The organism is Bradyrhizobium sp. 157, from assembly GCF_023073815.1.
Classification (GTDB): domain Bacteria; phylum Pseudomonadota; class Alphaproteobacteria; order Rhizobiales; family Xanthobacteraceae; genus Bradyrhizobium.
Window position 1 is genome coordinate 34,187 of record NZ_JADPKF010000027.1, and the last position, 19,740, is coordinate 53,926.

Annotated in this window: 16 protein-coding genes; 12 read left to right on the forward strand and 4 right to left on the reverse strand. The window is 63.2% G+C overall.

Features of this window, described 5'->3' with window-relative positions; translation table 11 throughout:
- Nucleotides 1–207: 207 nt before the first annotated feature.
- The gene (locus tag IVA95_RS06340; RefSeq protein ID WP_247509735.1) at nucleotides 208–2,778 is read right to left on the reverse strand and encodes an FtsX-like permease family protein; all 2,571 of its coding nucleotides are present in this window, start codon (nucleotides 2,776–2,778) and stop codon (nucleotides 208–210) included.
- Nucleotides 2,775–3,488, reverse strand: a complete 714-nt coding sequence (locus IVA95_RS06345) for an ABC transporter ATP-binding protein (RefSeq protein WP_247509736.1) — start codon at nucleotides 3,486–3,488, stop codon at nucleotides 2,775–2,777. The genes IVA95_RS06340 and IVA95_RS06345 overlap by 4 nt, the downstream gene beginning before the upstream one ends.
- 85 nt (nucleotides 3,489–3,573) lie before the next feature.
- On the opposite strand from IVA95_RS06345, the gene IVA95_RS06350 reads away from it, so the two are divergent.
- From IVA95_RS06350 to IVA95_RS06405, 12 genes are all read left to right on the forward strand, one after another.
- On the forward strand, nucleotides 3,574–4,197 hold the full coding sequence (locus IVA95_RS06350) for an arylesterase (protein WP_346657986.1): 624 nt from the start codon (nucleotides 3,574–3,576) through the stop codon (nucleotides 4,195–4,197).
- 176 nt (nucleotides 4,198–4,373) lie between these two features.
- Nucleotides 4,374–4,910: an RNA 2',3'-cyclic phosphodiesterase gene (thpR, locus tag IVA95_RS06355; protein WP_028348494.1), complete on the forward strand. Its 537-nt coding sequence runs from the start codon at nucleotides 4,374–4,376 to the stop codon at nucleotides 4,908–4,910.
- 213 nt (nucleotides 4,911–5,123) lie between these two features.
- Nucleotides 5,124–6,308, forward strand: coding sequence for a cell division protein ZapE (gene zapE, locus IVA95_RS06360; protein ID WP_247509737.1), 1,185 nt, complete (start codon nucleotides 5,124–5,126; stop codon nucleotides 6,306–6,308).
- Nucleotides 6,309–6,561: 253 nt separating this feature from the next.
- Nucleotides 6,562–7,530, forward strand: coding sequence for a malate dehydrogenase (gene mdh / locus IVA95_RS06365; RefSeq protein ID WP_213250947.1), 969 nt, complete (start codon nucleotides 6,562–6,564; stop codon nucleotides 7,528–7,530).
- 133 nt (nucleotides 7,531–7,663) lie between these two features.
- On the forward strand, nucleotides 7,664–8,863 hold the full coding sequence (sucC, locus tag IVA95_RS06370) for an ADP-forming succinate--CoA ligase subunit beta (protein ID WP_247509738.1): 1,200 nt from the start codon (nucleotides 7,664–7,666) through the stop codon (nucleotides 8,861–8,863).
- Nucleotides 8,864–8,865: 2 nt separating this feature from the next.
- Nucleotides 8,866–9,342, forward strand: a complete 477-nt coding sequence (locus IVA95_RS06375) for a DUF1579 family protein (protein ID WP_247509739.1) — start codon at nucleotides 8,866–8,868, stop codon at nucleotides 9,340–9,342.
- Between the two features lie 39 nt (nucleotides 9,343–9,381).
- Nucleotides 9,382–10,266 carry a succinate--CoA ligase subunit alpha gene (gene sucD, locus IVA95_RS06380; RefSeq protein ID WP_247509740.1) on the forward strand — a complete coding sequence of 295 codons (885 nt, stop codon included), beginning with the start codon at nucleotides 9,382–9,384 and terminating at the stop codon, nucleotides 10,264–10,266.
- A 135-nt stretch (nucleotides 10,267–10,401) separates the two neighbouring features.
- A complete protein-coding gene (locus IVA95_RS06385; protein WP_247509741.1) occupies nucleotides 10,402–13,359 on the forward strand; it encodes a 2-oxoglutarate dehydrogenase E1 component in 2,958 nt (985 codons plus the stop codon).
- A gap of 152 nt (nucleotides 13,360–13,511) precedes the next feature.
- On the forward strand, nucleotides 13,512–14,753 hold the full coding sequence (gene odhB / locus IVA95_RS06390) for a 2-oxoglutarate dehydrogenase complex dihydrolipoyllysine-residue succinyltransferase (RefSeq protein WP_247509742.1): 1,242 nt from the start codon (nucleotides 13,512–13,514) through the stop codon (nucleotides 14,751–14,753).
- 431 nt (nucleotides 14,754–15,184) lie between these two features.
- Nucleotides 15,185–15,931, forward strand: coding sequence for an SDR family oxidoreductase (locus IVA95_RS06395; protein ID WP_247509787.1), 747 nt, complete (start codon nucleotides 15,185–15,187; stop codon nucleotides 15,929–15,931).
- A gap of 34 nt (nucleotides 15,932–15,965) precedes the next feature.
- Complete coding sequence (gene lpdA / locus IVA95_RS06400; RefSeq protein WP_247509743.1) at nucleotides 15,966–17,366, forward strand: dihydrolipoyl dehydrogenase; 1,401 nt, start codon at nucleotides 15,966–15,968, stop codon at nucleotides 17,364–17,366.
- A 34-nt stretch (nucleotides 17,367–17,400) separates the two neighbouring features.
- Complete coding sequence (locus IVA95_RS06405) at nucleotides 17,401–17,931, forward strand: hypothetical protein (RefSeq protein WP_247509744.1); 531 nt, start codon at nucleotides 17,401–17,403, stop codon at nucleotides 17,929–17,931.
- 113 nt (nucleotides 17,932–18,044) lie between these two features.
- Here IVA95_RS06405 and IVA95_RS06410 read toward each other — a convergent pair whose 3' ends face one another.
- Both IVA95_RS06410 and IVA95_RS06415 read right to left on the reverse strand, forming a co-directional pair.
- Nucleotides 18,045–18,638, reverse strand: a complete 594-nt coding sequence (locus IVA95_RS06410) for a DUF4337 domain-containing protein (protein ID WP_247509745.1) — start codon at nucleotides 18,636–18,638, stop codon at nucleotides 18,045–18,047.
- A 116-nt stretch (nucleotides 18,639–18,754) separates the two neighbouring features.
- Nucleotides 18,755–19,726, reverse strand: a complete 972-nt coding sequence (locus IVA95_RS06415) for a tyrosine recombinase XerC (RefSeq protein WP_247509746.1) — start codon at nucleotides 19,724–19,726, stop codon at nucleotides 18,755–18,757.
- Between the last annotated feature and the right edge of the window lie 14 nt (nucleotides 19,727–19,740).

Below are 19,740 nucleotides of genomic sequence, written 5' to 3' on the forward strand. Positions count from 1 at the left end.
GGGGTTTGCGGCGCCGGTTAGATTTCTATCTCAGATGTCCCGATCTGCCGACGTTAATCTTACGTCATCAACCCGGCCACTGATCTTGGCTGGTATGTGGGAAACTAACACATTCGACGCAAGCTTCCACGCGCGGCTGAATGTCGCTTCTGCCAGCTTTTTCCGGGTAAAAGCAGTGTTAACCCCTGCCTCCGCCGCTACAAATTGTCACAAATTCCGTAACACGCTGGCCGGCTTCTGGTTCAATGCCAACAACGTGCCGGCGAGCCCCAGCCCCACCGTGACGATCAGGGCGGCTGCGACCACCCCGGCCGCGCTGCCGGCCTGCCAGATGAAGCTGAGCGTCATCAGCCGCGTCACGATCAGCCAGGCCGCGATCGAGCCCGCGATGACGCCGAATATGGCCGTGGCGAGGCCGATCAGGAGGTACTCGAGCGCATAGGCCCCGAGCAGACGTGCCCGGGTTGCGCCGAGCGTCTTCAGGATGACCGCGTCGTAGACCCGGTGGCGATGGCCGGCGGCGAGCGCGCCGCCGAGCACCAGGATTGCCGAGATCAGCGTCACGGCGCTGGCGCCGCGGATGGCGAGCACGAGGTTGGTAACGACGGTGCCGACGGTCTCGAGCGCCTCGCGGACCCGAACGCTGGTCACCATCGGAAAGGCGTCCGCCACCTGCTTGATGATTCGGGCGTCGCCGGCCGGGTCGGGGTGGACCTCGGACAGGGTCGCGACATGGCTGTGCGGCGCGCCCTTGAAGGCGTTGGGTGAGAACACCAGCACGAAATTGATGCCGAGCCCCTGCCAATCGACGTTACGCAGATTGCTGATTTTGGCCTGGATGTCGCGGCCGAGTACGTTGACGACGATCTCATCGCCGATCTTGAGCTTCAGCCCGTCGGCGATCTTCTTCTCCAGCGAGACCAGCGGCGGCCCCTTGTAGTCCGCGCTCCACCATTCACCTTCGACCACCTTCGAGCCGTTTGGAACTTCGCCGGTATAGGTCAGGCCGCGGTCACTCTGCAGCACCCATTCGGTATCCTGCGAGGGCTTGAGTTCGTCCGCCTTGACGCCGCGGGCGGCAACGATGCGCCCGCGCAGCATCGGCACGTCGTCGACGCTAGATTGCGGCGCGATCTGCTTGAGGAAGGCGCCGAAGCGGTCGGCGTCGGCGGTCGGGATGTCGATGAAGTAAAACGAGGGCGCGCGCTCCGGCAGCGCGGCCAGGAACTGCCGGCGCAGATTGCCGTCGATCTGGGTAATGGTGACGAGGACCGCGAGCCCAAGCCCGAGCGACATCACCACCGAGGGCGTCAGCGCGCCGGGCCGGTAAATATTGGCAATCGCCAGCCGCAACATGGTGATGCTGGACCGCGGCAGGCGCCGCGCCAGCGCCATCAGGCCGGCGGCGACGCCGCGCAACAGTGCAAACACCGCAACCGAAGCGACGACGAATACGGCGGCGACCCGCTTGTCATAGGCCAGCCCGATCGCGACCGCGACTAGCAGTGCAATCACCACGGCTATCAGCGCGAGATAGCTCCAGCGCGGGCGGTGCCATTCGCGGGCAACCTCTTCGCGAAACAATGCGGCGACCGGCACGTCGTGCACCCGGCCGAGCGGCCAGAGCCCGAAGGCGAGCGCGGTGAGCAGACCGTAGAGGAACGACAGCGCGAGTTCGTCGGCGTGCAGGGCAGGGATCACCGGCAGCGGCAGCAATTTGCCGAATACGCCGACGATGGCAAACGGCAAGGCCGCGCCGGCGGCGAGCCCGATCAGCGAGCCAATTCCGGCGAGCACGATCACCTGCGTCAGGTAGATGGTGAAGACGTCGCGGCCGGTGGCGCCCAGCGCCTTGAACGAGGCGATGACGTCGCGTCGGCGATCGATGTGGCTCTTGACGGCGTTGGCGACGCCGACGCCGCCGACCAGAAGGGCGGCGAGGCCAACCAGCGTCAGGAATTGGGTGAAGCGGTTGATGGTGCGTTCAAGCTGCGGCGAGGCATTGTCGCGGCTGCGGATCCACCAGCCGGCTTCCGGCAAGGCGCTCCGGGCGCTGTTGACCAACTGGGCGGCGGCGCGTTCGTCGGCCGCATTGTCCGGCAGTTTTACCCGGTACATCCAGCGCACCAGGCTGCCCGGCTGCAGCAATCCGCTGGCGCGCAGGCTGGTTTCGCTGACCAGAACGCGCGGACCCAGGCCGACATTGCCGGCGAGCTTGTCCGGTTCGGCGCCAACCACGCTGCGAATCTGGACAGTAGCGTTGCCGATGCCGATGCGGTCGCCGAGCTTGAGATCGAGCCGCGCCAGCAGGGTGGAATCGACTGCCGCGCCGAAGGCGCCATCGCGTTCAGCCAGCAGATCCGACATCGGCATTTGGGGATCAAGCGTCAACCGTCCGAGCATCGGATAGTTGCCGTCGACCGCCTTGAGCTCGACCAGCGCCAGCTTGCCGTCGCTGGCGCGGGCCATCACCCGCAGCGCGGCCGCGACGGACACCTGGCCGCGCGCGCGCAGGAAAGCGAGTTCCTCCGGCTTGGCTTCGCGCTGTATCAGCGAGAATGCAACATCGCCGCCGAGCAATGTTCGGCCCTCGCGGGTCAGACCTTCGCTAAGGCTTGCCGCCACCGAGCCGACGCCGGCAATTGCCATGACGCCGAGCGCGATGCAGGCGATGAAGACGTAAAAGCCACGCAGGCCGCCGCGCAACTCGCGAAGCGCGTAGCGCAGCGCCAGCGAGGATGCACGGCTCTTGTAGACCGGCTCGGAAATCGTGGTCATGAGTGCCCGTCGATACGGCCGGAGCGCAGCCGCACCACCCGGTCGCAGCGTTGCGCCAGCGAACTGTCGTGCGTCACCAGCACCAGCGTCATGCCCCGCTCGGCATGCTTGGTGAAGAGCATGTCGACGATCTGCTTGCCGGTGGTTTCATCGAGATTGCCGGTCGGCTCGTCGGCGACGAGAATGGCGGGATCGGGTGCCAGGGCGCGAGCCAGCGCCACGCGCTGCTGTTCGCCACCGGACAATTGGGTCGGGTAATGATGCAGGCGCTCGCCGAGGCCGACCGACGTCAATTCCTTCGCCGCGCGCTCCGCTGCGTCGGGACTGCCGGCAAGCTCCAGCGGCACGGCGACGTTTTCCAGCGCCGTCATGGTGGGGATCAGGTGAAACGACTGGAACACGATGCCGACCTGGCGACCGCGGAAGCGGGCCAGCGCGTCCTCATCGAGGGCATTGAACGGCGTGCCGTTGACCACCACCTCTCCGCTGTCAGGACGTTCCAACCCCGCCATCACCATCAGCAAGGTCGATTTGCCCGAACCTGACGGCCCGATCAGGCCGATCGCCTCGCCGGATGCCACACGAAGGCTGATATCTTTCAGGATATGAACGCGGGCGGCGCCTGTGCCGAGCGAGAGGTTGACGTTGGAGATGGAAATGGTGTCCGGCCCGACGCCGGTCAGTGAAGAGGGTTCGATGAGACTGTCCATGGCTCGGTCATATGGCACTTCCACCGCTCGGGTCGAGGGCTTGAAACGGATGTTTGCGCACATACGCGTGTTGATTGTGGCTTTGATGACGGCCGGGCCGGCTTTGGCCCAGACGCAAGCCCCGGCCACTGCACCCGCCAAACCGGTCAAAATGGTCGTCCTCGGTGATTCCTTGAGTGCTGGCCTCGGCCTGTCTGCGCCGGCAGCATTCCCCGCCCGCCTGCAAAAAGCGTTAAGCGACAAGGGGATAAAGGTCGACATGATCAATGCCGGGGTGTCCGGCGACACCACGTCCGGCGGTCGCGACCGGCTGGACTGGTCGATCCCGGAGGGAACCGAGGCGGTCATTCTCGAACTCGGCGCCAACGACGCCTTGCGCGGGATCGATCCCGCCGTCACCCGCGCGGCGCTGAGCGATATCCTGACCCGGCTGAAGGCGCGCAACATCGCCGTTCTCTTGTGCGGGATGCTGGCGCCGCCCAATTACGGCAGCGAATATGCGGCGCGCTTCAACGCCATCTATCCGGAGCTATCCAAATCGTTCGGCGTGCCGCTCTACCCGTTTTTCCTGGAGGGGGTTGCGAGTGAGGCCAAGCTCAACCAGGCCGACGGAATTCATCCGACAGCCGAGGGTGTCGACATTATCGTGAAGAATATTCTGCCTATGATGGAGGCATTTGTTGGCACGATCTCTCGGCAGCGGAGTTGAAAAAAGCAGCAACGAATGAGGTTACCCCAAGCTTTTCCCGTACCATTGCGGAGTGCTCGCGCCGCGTGCTTCGCAGGGTCACATAAGTCGGGTAGGAATTGGTAATCGGTGATTCGTCACCGGGTTTGCTTCCAGGCGCAAGCCTCAAGCTTGCGCCTCGCATCGAGGATTTTGCGATGCCGCGTTTGTTTGCTGGACTGGAAATTCCGGCCGAGATCGGCCAGAGCCTTTCCAATTTGCGTGGCGGCCTTCCCGGCGCACGCTGGATCGATCCCGAAAATTATCACGTCACCTTGCGCTTCATTGGCGATATCGACGGCATGTCGGCGAATGAAATCGCCTCGATGCTGTTTCGGGTCAACCGCAAGCCGTTCGAAGTCAAGGTGCAGGGGCTGCAGAGCTTTGGCGGCAAGAAACCGCGCGCAGTGGTCGCTTCCGTCGAGCCGAGCCGGCCGCTGATCGAGCTGCAGGCCGAGCTCGAAAGGCTGATGCAGCGGCTCGGGCTCGATCCGGAGGGGCGCAAATTCATTCCCCATGTGACGCTGGCGCGGCTGCATGACGCCTCGAGCCAGGACGTTGCCGATTATCTCTCGGTGCGCGGCTATTTCCCGAGCCGCACGTTCTGGGCTTCGCGCTTCGTGCTGTTCTCCTCGCGCGCTTCGACCGGCGGCGGGCCCTATGTGGTCGAAGATTCCTACGCGCTGAGTGCGTGAGGGGCGGGCATTCGCCGTATTCTCCTGCTGTCATCATCCGCGAAAGCAGATGATCCAGTATACCAGAGACGCCTGATATAGATCCGAAAGGCCGCGGCGTACTGGATACCCCGCCTTCGCGGGGTATGACGATCCAGGAATGGCTTCATCTGCATACCCCCAGCACCAATTCACGGCTTGCAATTTCCGCACGCTTGAGGCCGAAAGGGGGCCATGCTGTCGACTGACCCCACCTCGTTCCGCGCACAATATCAGGCAATGGTTTCCTCCGGCGCGATCGAGGCCGATCGCGCGCAGGCGGAAGTTGCCGAGGCGTTTGCCGCACTTGAGGAGCGGCTGTCGAGCTACAAGCCGGCGCGCAAGCTAAGCCTGCTCGGCCGATTGTTCGGCGACAAAAGCGAGCCGCCGCCGCGCGGGCTCTACATTCACGGCGAGGTCGGACGCGGCAAGACCATGCTGATGGACCTGTTCTTTCAGCAGAGCCCGGTCCAGCGCAAGCGCCGCGCCCATTTCCACGAGTTCATGGCCGAGGCGCACGAGAAGATCTATGCCTATCGCCAGAACATCGCGCGCGGTGAAATCGCAGATAGCGACGTGATCGAGCTGACGGCCAACGCCATCTTCGACGAGGCGTGGCTGTTGTGCTTCGACGAATTCCACGTCACCGACATTGCCGACGCCATGATCCTGGGGCGGCTGTTCTCCAAACTGTTCGAACTCGGCACCGTGGTCGTGGCGACTTCGAACGTCGCGCCCGAAGATCTTTACAAAGGGGGCCTCAACCGCGCGCTGTTCCTGCCGTTCATTTCGCAGATCGAAGACCGCATGGATGTGCTGCGGCTCGATGCACGCACTGACTTTAGGCTGGAAAAACTGGCCGGCGTGAAGATGTGGCTGGTGCCGCCGGATGATGAAGCCGGCGCCGCGCTCGACCGTGCCTGGCGCAAGATGACCGGCAACGCGCCGTGCAAGCCGCGCGATATCGCGATCAAGGGTCGCATTCTGCGCGTGCCCTGTTCGGCGCACGGCGTGGCGCGATTTTCCTTTGCCGATATCTGCGAAAAGCCGCTGGCCGCGTCGGATTATCTGCGGCTGGCGCACGATTATCATACCATCCTGATCGACCGCATTCCGGTGATGAATTACGCCGCGCGCAACGCCGCCAAGCGCTTCATTTCGCTGATCGACACGCTTTACGACAACGCGGTGAAGCTGATGGCCTCGGCCGAAGCCGATCCGGTCTCGCTGTATGTCGCTGCCGAGGGCGTTGAAGCCAACGAGTTCAAGCGGACCGCGTCGCGGCTGATCGAGATGAGTTCCGAATCCTATCTGGCGCTCCCGCACGGCCGGAAGGATTCCGCGGCGAGCGGATCGAGCACGGGGCTGGTGGAGACGTAGTGATTGTTGTCATTCCGGGATGGTCCGAAGGACCAGACCCGGAATCTCGAGATTCTCAGGGGCGCAAGGGCGCCCCATAGTTCGCGCTGTGCGCGCCCCGGAATGACAACGCTTCTTGGCATACCTGACCGAATTCAAGGCGCGGCCTTAGAATTGGGCATGCCCCGGCTTGAACCGGCCATTCGAAAGGGATAACCAGCCATCCGGCTGATTATCCACCCCTCACTCTTCGTCTCAGAAGGACAAATTTCCCATGGCGCGCGACAAGATTGCTTTGATTGGCTCCGGTCAGATCGGCGGAACGCTGGCTCACCTCGTCGGCCTGAAGGAGCTCGGCGACGTCGTGATGTTCGATATCGCCGAGGGCGTGCCGCAGGGCAAAGCGCTCGACATCGCGCAATCTTCGCCGGTCGACGGCTTCGACGCCAATCTGACAGGGGCCAATTCCTATGAGGCGCTCGATGGCGCCAAGGTCTGTATCGTCACCGCCGGTGTGCCGCGCAAGCCCGGCATGAGCCGCGACGATCTCTTGAGCATTAACCTCAAGGTCATGGAGCAGGTCGGCGCCGGCATCAAGAAGTACGCCCCCGACGCGTTCGTGATCTGCATCACCAATCCGCTGGATGCGATGGTGTGGGCCCTGCAGAAGGCTTCCGGCCTGCCGCACAAGAAGGTGGTCGGCATGGCTGGCGTGCTCGACTCCGCGCGATTCCGCTATTTCCTGGCCGACGAATTCCACGTCTCGGTCGAGGACGTCACCGCTTTCGTGCTCGGCGGCCATGGCGACACCATGGTGCCGCTGACGCGCTACTCCACCGTCGCCGGCATTCCGCTGCCCGACCTCGTCAAGATGGGCTGGACCTCGCAGGCACGCATCGACGAGATCGTCGACCGCACCCGCAACGGCGGCGCCGAGATCGTCAACCTCCTGAAGACTGGCTCGGCGTTCTACGCGCCGGCCGCTTCGGCGATCGCGATGGCCGAGAGCTATCTGAAGGACAAGAAGCGCGTGCTGCCCTGCGCCGCCTATCTCAACGGCGAGTACAGCGTGAAGGACATGTATGTCGGCGTTCCCGTCGTGATCGGCTCGAAGGGCGTCGAGCGCATCGTCGAGATCGAGCTGGCCGGCAAGGATCGCGAAGCCTTCGACAAGTCGGTCGGCGCGGTGCAGGGCCTAGTCGACGCCTGCAAGAAGATCGCGCCCGATCTGCTCGGTCGTTGATTTCGTACAGCTTTCGCCCCTCGCCAGGGGCGAAAGCGTTTTCAGGGTTGCAGTTATATTGGTATATGGTATGCCAACTACCAATGCCGGTGAACTGTAGAATTCGCCGCTAAGCGTTTTGGGGAGCGTCCAAATGAATATCCACGAATACCAGGCCAAGGCTCTGCTGCATGAATTCGGCGTGCCGATTTCCCGCGGCGTGCCTGTTTTGAAGGCCTCGGATTCGGAAGCCGCCGCCAAACAGCTTCCCGGCCCGATCTGGGTGGTGAAGAGCCAGATCCATGCCGGCGGCCGCGGCAAGGGCAAATTCAAGGAAGCTTCCGCCGGCGACAAGGGCGGCGTCCGCATCGCGAAATCCGTCGCCGAGGTCAACGAATTCGCCAAGCAGATGCTGGGGGCGACGCTGGTCACGGTGCAGACCGGCCCGCAGGGCAAGCAGGTCAACCGCCTCTACATCGAGGAAGGCTCCGACATCGACAAGGAGTTTTATCTCTCGATCCTCGTCGACCGCGAAACGTCTGAAGTCGCGTTCGTGGTCTCGACCGAAGGTGGCGTCAATATCGAAGAGGTCGCCCATAACACGCCTGAGAAGATCGTGACCTTCTCGGTCGATCCGGCAACCGGCATCATGGGTCATCACGGCCGCACGGTCGCGAAAGCCCTGAACCTTACCGGTGATCTCGCCAAGCAGGCGGAGAAGCTGGTGACGCAGCTCTACACCGCCTTCGTTGCCAAGGACATGGCGATGCTGGAGATCAATCCGCTCGTCGTCACCAAGCAGGGCGAACTGCGCGTGCTCGATGCCAAGGTGTCGTTCGATGACAACGCGCTGTTCCGCCATCCCGAGGTGGCGGTGGCGTTGCGCGATTTGACCGAGGAAGATGCCAAGGAAGTCGAGGCGTCGAAGTATGATCTGAATTATGTGACGCTCGACGGAACCATCGGCTGCATGGTCAACGGCGCCGGCCTTGCGATGGCGACCATGGACATCATCAAGCTCTACGGCATGGAGCCCGCCAACTTCCTCGACGTCGGCGGCGGCGCCAGCAAGGAGAAGGTGGCGGCGGCGTTCAAGATCATAACCGCCGACCCGAACGTGAAGGGCATCCTGGTCAACATCTTCGGCGGCATCATGAAGTGCGATATCATCGCTGAAGGCGTGGTCGCTGCGGTGAAGGAAGTCGGCCTGAAAGTTCCGCTGGTGGTGCGGCTCGAAGGCACCAATGTCGACGCCGGCAAGCAGATCATCCGCGAATCCGGCCTCAATGTGGTGCCGGCCGACAATCTGGACGATGCCGCGCAGAAAATCGTGAAAGCCGTCAAGGGAGGCTAGCGATGGCTGACCGTCTCGCCGCTCCGACACCGCTGGAAGAACACCGCCGGCTCGCGGTTTTTGCGGGCGAGTGGGCGGGCGAGGAAATGGTCTATCCGTCGCGCTGGACCGCGGGCGGTCCGGCGACATCGCATGTGGTTGCGCGCGTCGATCTCAACGGCTTCTACCTGATTCAGGACACCCGTCAGATGCGCGACGGCAAGGAGACGTTCGCCACCCACGGCGTGTTCACCTACGACCGCGACGACCGGACCTACAAATTATTCTGGCACGATTCGCTCGGCTACTATTCGCCGGCGCCGGCCTCCGGCGCCTGGGTCGGCAACAAGCTGACCCTCGTGCGCGGCTCGCTGCGCGGCAATGCGCGTCATGTCTACGAAGTCGTCGATGACAACAACTACACCATGAAGATCCAGTTCTCGCCTGATGCCGAAGGATGGGCCGACGTGCTCACCGGCACGTACCGGCGCATTCATTAACCCCCTCGTTCACGGTCACCGAAGAAAGCGTTCGCAATCATGTCCGTTCTGATCGACAGCAACACCAAAGTCATCTGCCAGGGATTCACCGGCAAGAACGGCACGTTCCATTCGGAAGCCGCGATCGCATACGGCACCAAGATGGTCGGCGGCACCTCGCCGGGCAAAGGCGGCTCGACGCATCTCGGCTTGCCCGTCTTCGACACCGTTCGTGAGGCGCGCGAGAAGACCGGCGCTGACGCCAGCGTGATCTACGTTCCGCCGCCGGGCGCGGCGGACGCGATCTGCGAAGCGATCGATGCGGAAATTCCGCTGATCGTCTGCATCACCGAGGGCATTCCGGTGCTCGACATGGTGCGCGTGAAGCGTTCGTTGTCGGGATCGAAATCCCGCCTGATCGGGCCGAACTGCCCGGGCGTGATGACCGCGGGCGAGTGCAAGATCGGCATCATGCCGGCCAATATCTTCAAGCCGGGCAGCGTCGGGATCGTTTCGCGATCGGGCACGTTGACCTATGAGGCCGTGTTCCAGACCACCCAGGAGGGCCTCGGCCAGACCACCGCGGTCGGCATCGGCGGCGACCCGGTCAAAGGTACCGAATTCATCGACGTGCTCGAAATGTTCCTGGCCGACCCCAAGACCACCTCGATCATCATGATCGGTGAAATCGGCGGCTCGGCCGAGGAAGACGCCGCCCAGTTCATCAAGGACGAGGCCAAGCGCGGCCGGAAAAAGCCGATGGTTGGCTTCATCGCCGGCGTCACCGCCCCTCCCGGCCGCCGTATGGGTCATGCCGGCGCGATCATCTCCGGTGGCAAGGGCGACGCCGGATCCAAGACGGCGGCCATGGAAGCGGCCGGAATTACGGTATCTCCGTCGCCGGCACGGCTTGGACATACCCTTGCCGAAAAATTGAAGTCTTAATTCATTCCTTGGTTCTTTTAGGCGGGAATATCCGCCCTAAATAGGGTAAAGCTTCTTACCGAGCTGGTTCGGGCCTCCCGGACCGGCTACAGCGCCGTTTTCCACGCGCAAAGCGAAACTCACCAGGACGTCATCATGTCTCGCCAGGACGCGAACGCAGCATTTGCCCTTTCATCATTTTTGCAGGGCACCAACGCCACGTATATCGACGAGCTCTACGCCCGCTACGAGCAGGACCCCGGCTCGGTCGACAGCGACTGGCGGGAATTCTTCAAGAGCCTGAAAGACACCCCGGCCGACGTCCAGAAGAACGCCGAGGGGCCGTCCTGGGGCCGCGACAACTGGCCGATCACGCCGCAGGACGAACTGACCTCGGCTCTGGACGGTAACTGGATCACTGTCGAGAAGGTCGTCGGCGCCAAGCTGGCCGCCAAGGCGCAGGCCAAGGGCGCCGAACTATCCCCTGCCGACGTCAACCAGGCGACGCGCGATTCGGTCCGTGCCCTGATGCTGATCCGCGCCTACCGCATGCGCGGTCATTTCCACGCCAAGCTCGATCCGCTCGGCATCGAAGCGCCGCGCGATCGCGAAGAGCTCGATCCGCGCACCTATGGCTTCACCGAGGCGGACTTCGACCGCAAGATCTTCCTCGACCATGTGCTCGGCCTCGAATACGGCTCGCTGCGCGAGATCGTCACGATCTGCGAGCGCACCTACTGCCAGACCCTTGGCGTCGAGTTCATGCACATCTCGAACGCCGCGCAGAAGGCCTGGATCCAGGAGCGCATAGAGGGACCGGACAAGGAAATCAGTTTTACGCCGGAAGGGCGCCGCGCCATCCTCAACAAGCTGATCGAAGCCGAAGGTTTCGAAAAATTCTGCGATCTCAAATTCACCGGCACCAAGCGTTTCGGCCTCGACGGTGCCGAGTCGTTGATCCCCGCGCTGGAGCAGATCATCAAGCGTGGCGGCAATCTCGGCGTGAAGGAAATCGTGCTTGGCATGCCGCATCGCGGCCGCCTCAACGTGCTGACGCAGGTGATGGGCAAGTCGCACCGCGCGCTGTTCCATGAATTCAAGGGCGGCTCCGCCAATCCTGAGGACGTCGAAGGCTCCGGCGACGTGAAGTATCACCTCGGCGCGTCGTCCGACCGCGAGTTCGACGGCAACAAGATCCATCTGTCGCTGACCGCCAACCCGTCGCATCTGGAAATCGTCGACCCCGTCGTGCTCGGCAAGGTGCGCGCCAAGCAGGACCAGCACGGCGATCCGCCCGACATGCGCATCTCGGTGCTGCCGCTGCTGCTGCACGGCGACGCCGCGTTCGCCGGCCAAGGCGTAGTGGCGGAATGCTTCAGCCTCTCCGACCTGAAGGGCTACCGCACCGGCGGCTCGCTGCATTTCATCGTCAACAACCAGATCGGCTTCACCACCTATCCGCGCTATTCGCGCTCCTCGCCATATCCGTCCGACGTGGCGAAGATGATCGATGCGCCGATCTTCCACGTGAACGGCGACGATCCGGAAGCTGTGGTGTTCGCGGCGAAGGTCGCGATCGAGTTCCGGCAGAAATTCCACAAGCCGGTCGTGATCGACATGTTCTGCTATCGCAGGCACGGCCATAACGAGGGCGATGAGCCGGCGTTTACCCAGCCGGTGATGTACAAGCACATCGCCTCGCATCCGTCGACGCTCGAACTCTACGCCAAGCGCCTGGTCACCGACGGCGTGCTGACCGAAGGCGAGGTCGAGAAGGCGAAGGCCGACTGGCGCGCGCGGCTCGATGCCGAGCTCGAGGCAGGCTCCGGCTACAAGCCCAACAAGGCCGACTGGCTCGACGGCAAATGGGCCGGCTTCAAATCCGCCGACCAGGAAGAAGATGCCCGCCGCGGCGTCACCGGCGTCGATGTCCGTATCCTCAAGGATATCGGCCGCAAAATCACCAAGGTGCCGGATGGTTTCCGGGTTCACCGGACCATCCAGCGTTTCCTGGAAAACCGCGCCAAGGCAATCGATAATGGCGTCGGCATCGATTGGGCGACTGGCGAGGCGCTGGCGTTTTGCACGCTGATGCAGGAAGGCCACCACGTCCGACTATCCGGCCAGGATTCCGAACGCGGCACCTTCTCGCAGCGCCATTCGGTGCTGATCGACCAGGAAGACGAGAGCCGCTACACGCCGTTCAACCACCTTGGCCACGATCAGGGCCACTACGAGGTCATCAACTCGCTGCTGTCCGAAGAGGCGGTACTCGGCTTCGAGTACGGTTATTCGCTGGCCGAGCCGAAGGCGCTGGCGATGTGGGAAGCCCAGTTCGGCGACTTCGCCAACGGTGCGCAGGTGCTGTTCGACCAGTTCATCTCATCCGGCGAACGCAAATGGCTGCGCATGTCCGGTCTCGTCTGCTTGCTGCCACATGGCTATGAAGGGCAGGGACCGGAGCACTCCTCGGCGCGGCTCGAGCGTTTCCTGCAGATGTGCGCCGAAGACAACATGCAGGTGGTGTATCCGACCACGCCGGCGAATTACTTCCACGTGCTGCGGCGCCAGTTGCATCGCGAGATCCGCAAGCCCTTGATCGTGATGACGCCGAAGTCGCTGTTGCGGCACAAGCGCGCGGTTTCGCAGCTCGACGAACTGGGCGCGGACACCACCTTCCACCGCATTCTGTACGATGACGCGCAGATGCTGCCCGACGAGAAGATCAAGCTGGTGCCGGACGACAAGATCCGCCGCGTCGTGCTGTGCTCGGGCAAGGTCTATTACGACCTCTACGAGGAGCGCGAAAAGCGCGGCGTCGACGACATCTATCTCCTGCGCATCGAGCAGCTCTATCCGGTGCCGCTGAAGGCGCTGGTGCAGGAGCTCGGCCGCTTCAAGAATGCCGAAGTGGTCTGGTGCCAGGAAGAGCCGCGCAACATGGGCGCATGGCATTTCATCGAGCCCTATCTGGAATGGGTGCTGAACCAGATCCACGCGCCGAACCGGCGTCCGCGTTACGCCGGCCGTGCCGCCTCGGCAGCAACCGCCACCGGATTGATGTCGAAGCATCTGGCGCAGCTCAAGGCCATGCTGGATGAGGCGCTGAACTAGCATTCCGTCATGCCCCGCGAAGGCGGGGCATCCAGTACCCGGCGCCGTTAGAATTCGATCATGACCGTCTCGGCGTACTGGATCGCCCGCCCTCGCGGGCGATGACTACTTTGGAACTGATCAGGCTTAAAGGTTACTGAGGAAACCATACCATGACTGAAATTCGTGTTCCGACGCTCGGCGAGTCCGTGACGGAAGCCACCATCGGCCGCTGGTTCAAGAAGGCCGGCGAAGCGGTGGCGGTGGATGAGCCGTTGGTCGAGCTCGAGACCGACAAGGTCACCATCGAGGTGCCGGCGCCATCGGCCGGTGTGCTCGGCGAGATCGCGGCCAAGGATGGCGAGACCGTCGCCGTCGGCGCGCTGCTCGGGCAGATCAACGAAGGCGCGGCCGGCGCCGCCAAGCCGGCGGCGGCCGCGCCCGCCAAGACCGCCGCCCCGGCTGCCGCGCCCGCCGCCGCCCCTGCTGCGGCTCCGAAGGCTGCAGCATCGGATGCGCCGCTGGCGCCGTCGGTTCGCAAGCTCTCCGCCGAGAGCGGCATCGATGCCGCAACCGTTCCCGGCTCGGGCAAGGACGGCCGCGTCACCAAGGGCGACATGCTGGCCGCGATCGAGAAGGCGGCATCGGCGCCGACCCCGGTCCATCAACCAGCCGCGTCCGTGCAGGTGCGCGCGCCATCGCCGGCCGACGACGCCGCGCGCGAAGAGCGCGTGAAGATGACGCGGCTGCGCCAGACGATCGCGCGGCGGCTCAAGGACGTGCAGAACACGGCTGCGATGCTGACGACCTTCAACGAGGTCGACATGAGCCACATCATGGCGATGCGGGCGCAGTACAAGGACGTGTTCGAGAAGAAGCATGGCAGCAAGCTCGGCTTCATGGGCTTCTTCACCAAGGCGGTGGTGCAGGCGCTGAAGGACATCCCGGCCGTCAACGCCGAGATCGACGGCACCGATTTGATCTACAAGAACTACTACCACATCGGCGTGGCCGTCGGCACCGACAAGGGCCTGGTCGTGCCCGTGGTGCGCGACTGCGACCACAAGTCGATCTCCGACATCGAAAAGTCGATCGCCGATTTCGGCCGTCGCGCGCGCGACGGCCAGCTCAAGATCGACGAAATGCAGGGCGGCACCTTCACCATCACCAATGGCGGCATCTACGGTTCGCTGATGTCGACGCCGATCCTGAACGCGCCGCAATCCGGCATTTTGGGCATGCACAAAATCCAGGAGCGGCCGATGGTGGTCGGCGGCAAGATCGAGGTGCGCCCGATGATGTATCTGGCGCTGTCCTACGATCACCGCGTCATCGACGGCAAGGAGGCCGTGACGTTCCTGGTTCGGGTCAAGGAGAGCCTGGAAGATCCGGCGCGGCTCGTGCTGGATCTCTAGATTGCGGGTTGCTGTGGATGATGCTTCAGCGCGCCCGCCCTGGGTGCGATCGGAATTTCCCGATGGCGGTCCGCCTCCATGGGATCAGGAGGAAGGGGACGGTCTCGTCGGCCAATTGGTCCTGGCAGGCATCACCTACCTTGCAGCGGACGAAAAGACGGTGACGTCGCAGGTTCAATGTTGGGGGCGGATCGTCAGCGCGAACCCCGGAGGCATTGCAATTGTGTGTGAAGGCAAGTTGTGGACAGGACAGACCATGAGGTTACCGCCGGATCTTCGAGCGTTTCAGGCGGCCAGACCGGGGCAATACAGACTACGATCGACGGGTGAGACGGTCGAGAATCCCGATCTTACGACCAGTTGGACAATCACACAGTCTCCGAAATCATGAGACGAGGATGCCGTATGAAACTCAGGCGTTGGGGGCTGATGTGACGGACAAGGTTGTTGTAATCACCGGCGGCAGCCGCGGCATCGGCCGCGCCACCGCGCTCGCTGCCGCCGCGCGCGGCTTTCGTGTCGTGGTCGGCTACGCCAGCAATCAGGCGGCGGCGGAGGAAGTCGTCTCGCTGATCGAGCAGAAGAACGGCAAGGCGATTGCCGTGAAATGCGATGTCGGCAGCGAGGCCGACATTCTCGCGCTGTTCAAGGCATCGGACGAATTCGGAACGCTCGGCGCGCTCGTCAACAATGCCGGCATCGTCGGTCCGTCGGCGCGGGTCGAGGACATGTCGGCCGAGCGCATTCAGCGCATGATGGCGGTCAACGTGACCGGCAGCATTTTATGCGCGCGCGAAGCCGTGAAGCGAATGTCGACCCGCAACGGCGGCGAGGGCGGCGTCATCGTCAATCTTTCCTCGGTCGCGGCGAAACTCGGTTCACCCAATACGTATGTCGATTATGCGGCGTCCAAGGGCGCGGTGGATTCCTTCACCATCGGTCTCGGCCATGAGGTCGCCGGCGAGGGCATTCGCGTCGCGGCGATCCGGCCTGGACTCATCGATACCGAGATTCATGCCTCAGGCGGCGAGCCCGATCGCGCGCATCGGCTCGCTCACATGGTGCCGATGAAGCGCGTCGGCACTGCGGAAGAAATCGCCAATGCCATCGTCTGGCTGATTTCGGACGAGGCTTCCTACGTCACCAGCGCCATCCTTGATGTATCGGGCGGCCGGTAATACCTGACACCTTTCTCAGCTACAGGACTTCATCATGGCTTCCTACGATCTCGTCGTCATCGGCACCGGTCCGGGCGGATATGTCTGCGCGGTGCGCGCGGCGCAACTCGGCATGAAGGTGGCCGTGGTCGAGAAGAACGCAACGCTGGGCGGCACCTGTCTCAACGTCGGCTGCATGCCGTCGAAGGCGCTGCTGCACGCATCCGAAATGTTCGAGGAGGCCGAGCACTCCTTTGCCAAGATGGGCGTCAGCGTCTCCACGCCGAAGCTCGATCTGCCGGCGATGATGAATTTCAAGCAGCAGGGCATCGACGGCAACGTCAAGGGCGTCGAGTTCCTGATGAAGAAGAACAAGATCGACGTCCTCTATGGCGCGGGCAAGATTCTCGGCGCCGGCAAGGTCGAGGTCAGCAGTAACGGCAAGTCGCAGACGGTCGAGACCAAGAACATTGTCATTGCCACCGGCTCCGACATCGCGCGGCTCAAGGGCATCGAGATCGACGAGAAGCGTGTCGTGTCGTCGACCGGCGCGCTGTCGCTCGACAGGGTGCCGGAGAGGCTTCTGATCATCGGCGCCGGCGTGATCGGGCTGGAGCTCGGCTCGGTCTGGAAACGGCTTGGCGCTGAGGTCATGGTCGTCGAATTCCTCGATCGCATCCTGCCCGGCATGGATGGGGAAGTCGCAAAGCAATTCCAGCGCATCCTCGAAAAGCAGGGCTTTGCATTCAAGCTCGGCGCCAAGGTGACGGCGGTCGACGCTTCCGGCAAGACGTTGAAGGCGACGGTGGAGCCGGCGGCGGGCGGCGCAGCGGAAACGATTGAGACCGACGTGGTGCTGGTCTGCATCGGCCGCGTGCCCTACACCGAAGGCCTCGGGTGCAAGGAAGCCGGTATCGCGCTCGACAGTCGCGGCCGTGTGCAGATCGATGCGCATTTTTCGACCAGCGTGAAGGGTGTCTATGCGATCGGCGACGTCGTGGCGGGGCCAATGCTCGCGCACAAGGCGGAGGACGAAGGCGTCGCCTGCGCCGAAATCATCGCAGGGCAAGCGGGCCACGTGAACTACGATGTGATCCCAGGCGTCGTGTATACCACGCCGGAAGTGTCGTCGGTCGGCAAGACCGAGGAAGAGCTGAAGCAGGCCGGCGTCGCCTACACCTCAGGCAAATTCCCGTTCACCGCCAACGGCCGCTCCAAGGTCAACCAGACCACTGACGGATTTGTGAAGATTCTCGCGGATGCGAAGACCGACCGTGTGCTCGGCGTGCACATTGTCGGCCGCGAAGCCGGCGAAATGATCCATGAAGCCGCTGTTCTCATGGAGTTTGGCGGCTCTGCCGAGGATCTGGCGCGGACTTGTCATGCGCATCCGACCCGCTCGGAAGCGATCAAGGAAGCCGCGCTTGGGGTCGGCAAACGTGCCATCCATATGTGATTGAACCCGGCAGAAGCGGGTAGAGACCACTTAGATGATGCGTCGCCTGTTTCAGCCGTTCTGGGTCCTGCTTGCGGTCATCTTTCTGATCGAAGCATGGCTGTGGGATCATCTCGAGCCGATCGTCGAGCGCATCGTTGCGCTGATCCCGCTTCGCGCCTTCAAGCAATGGCTGTCCGACCGCGTCGATGCGCTGTCGCCGGCGATGACGCTGATCGTATTTGCCGTGCCGGTGATTCCGCTGTTTCCGCTCAAGCTGGTCGGCTTGTGGCTGCTGGCGAATGAATATTGGCTCAGCGCCGCCGTCGTTTTCGTGCTCGGCAAATTCCTCAGCGTCGGCGTCACCGCGTTTATCTTCGACGTGACGCGGCCGAAGCTGCTGCAGATGGCGTGGTTCAAAAACATCTATGAGTTCATCCTGGCGATGCGCGCCAAGGCGGCCGCCCTGGTCTATCCAATCAAGCAGCGCATCCGGGAAATTTTGCGCGGCGACGGTGATAGCTGGTCATCGCGCATGCTGCGCACGATCGCACGTTTTCGCAAGAGCGTGCACGAAGCGCGGTAGCTTCTTGCTGTCGTCGCCCGGCTTGACCGGGCGACCCAGTATCCCAGAGACAATAGTGCTTGAGCCGAGACGTCGCGGCGTACTGGATCACCCGCTTTCGCGGGTGATGACATTCAATGCAAATGCAAAAGATGCGGCGCGTAGAGGCCGAGTGCGGTGATACCGATGCCGGCAATCGCCAGTACGCCGGAGACCCAGGCCAGCACTATCATGCCGGTGATGATGGTGGCCGACGCCAGCACGATCCCGATCTGGAACGCGGCCGAGGCGATTTCGTAGTGGTGGTACTTTGCCGTCGCGAGGTCGCGCTCGTGCTCGGCATGCTTGGCGCGTGCGGCGAGCTGTTCCGAACCTTCCCCGGTCTCCGGCTCCGAACGGTAGCGCGCCGCGGTTTTGTTCCAGTCGTCGATCTGCTTTTGCAGGGCCGCTTTCGCAGCATCATCGCCGATGGTCCCTAGGCTGAGTTTGGCGTGCTCCGCCGTGGCCTGGACCGTGGTGCGGCGGATGCTCTTGGCCTGGAAGAACGCCCAGAGGTTCGAAGCCTCGACATTCTTGCTGATGGCTTCGGTCTGCGCGCCCTTGCCGAGCGTTTCCGACAGCGCCAGAAACAAGGCGATCACCGCGATCAGCAGCGCGATCTTCTTGTTCGAGCCTGAAGCATGCTCAGCGTGCTCCGCATGCTCCATGCTTTCATGTGCACCACCCATGATTCTCCTCCTGCCAATTGACGGCGTACGATTGCCGGAACCGCAACGCGAGCGCAAGCGGTCACTCAAGAAACCATCGATGTGACGGGAGTGTGTCGGCGCGAGCGCCTAATAATTCATCCGCGCGGATGCGCGGTGCGGTACACTTCCAAAAGCCGTTCGCTGTCGATCCCGGTGTAGATCTGCGTGGTCGAGAGCGAGGCGTGGCCGAGCAGTTCCTGGATCGCGCGCAGATCACCGCCGCGGCTGAGCAGATGTGTTGCGAAAGAATGCCGCAGCGCGTGCGGGGTGGCGCTGTCGGGCAGGCCGAGTGCGCCACGTAATCGCTCCATGGTGAGCTGGATGATTCGCGGGGAAAGCGGCCCGCCGCGTACGCCGACGAAGATCGGGCCGGCCGGCGGTAATGAATGCGGGCACATCGCAACGTAATCGGCGATCAGTGCCAGCACGTTTTGCAGCACCGGCACCATGCGGGTCTTGTTGCCTTTGCCGGTGACGATAATGACGTCGCCTTCGCCGGGTCTTGGCACGTCCTGGCGCTTCAGTCCCAGCGCTTCGGAAATGCGCAGGCCTGATCCATAGAGCAGCGCCATCACCGCGGCGTCGCGCGCGAGAATCCAGGGATCGCGCTCCTCGCCGGCGCGCTCGTCGGCATCGGCAAAGCGTTTGGCGGCGGCCATCTGGATCGGCTTCGGCAGGCTTTTTGCAATTTTCGGCGCGCGGATCGCGGACAGAGCTCCGACCTTGCCCTTGCCCTCCCGTTCGAGATAGCGGCCGAACGAACGCAGGCCAGCCAGCGCCCGCATCAGCGAGCGCCCGGCGATGTCGTCGGCGCGACGCATCGCCATGAAAGCCCTGACGTCGGTGGCCTCCAGCGCCGCAAACTTCTTCAGCGTGACTTGGGTGCCCCAATGCTCGGCGAGGAAGGTGAGGCATTGGCGGAGGTCGCGGGCGTAGGCTTCAAGCGTCTTCGGCGACAGCCGCCGTTCCGCGCGCAGATGCGTCAGCCAGCGCGTCATCTCCTGCGCGAGGCCCTCGTCGGCGCATTCGAGCTCGACCGCTTGCAGTGCCGGAACTTCCCTGGCCATCATTCTTGCCTTGA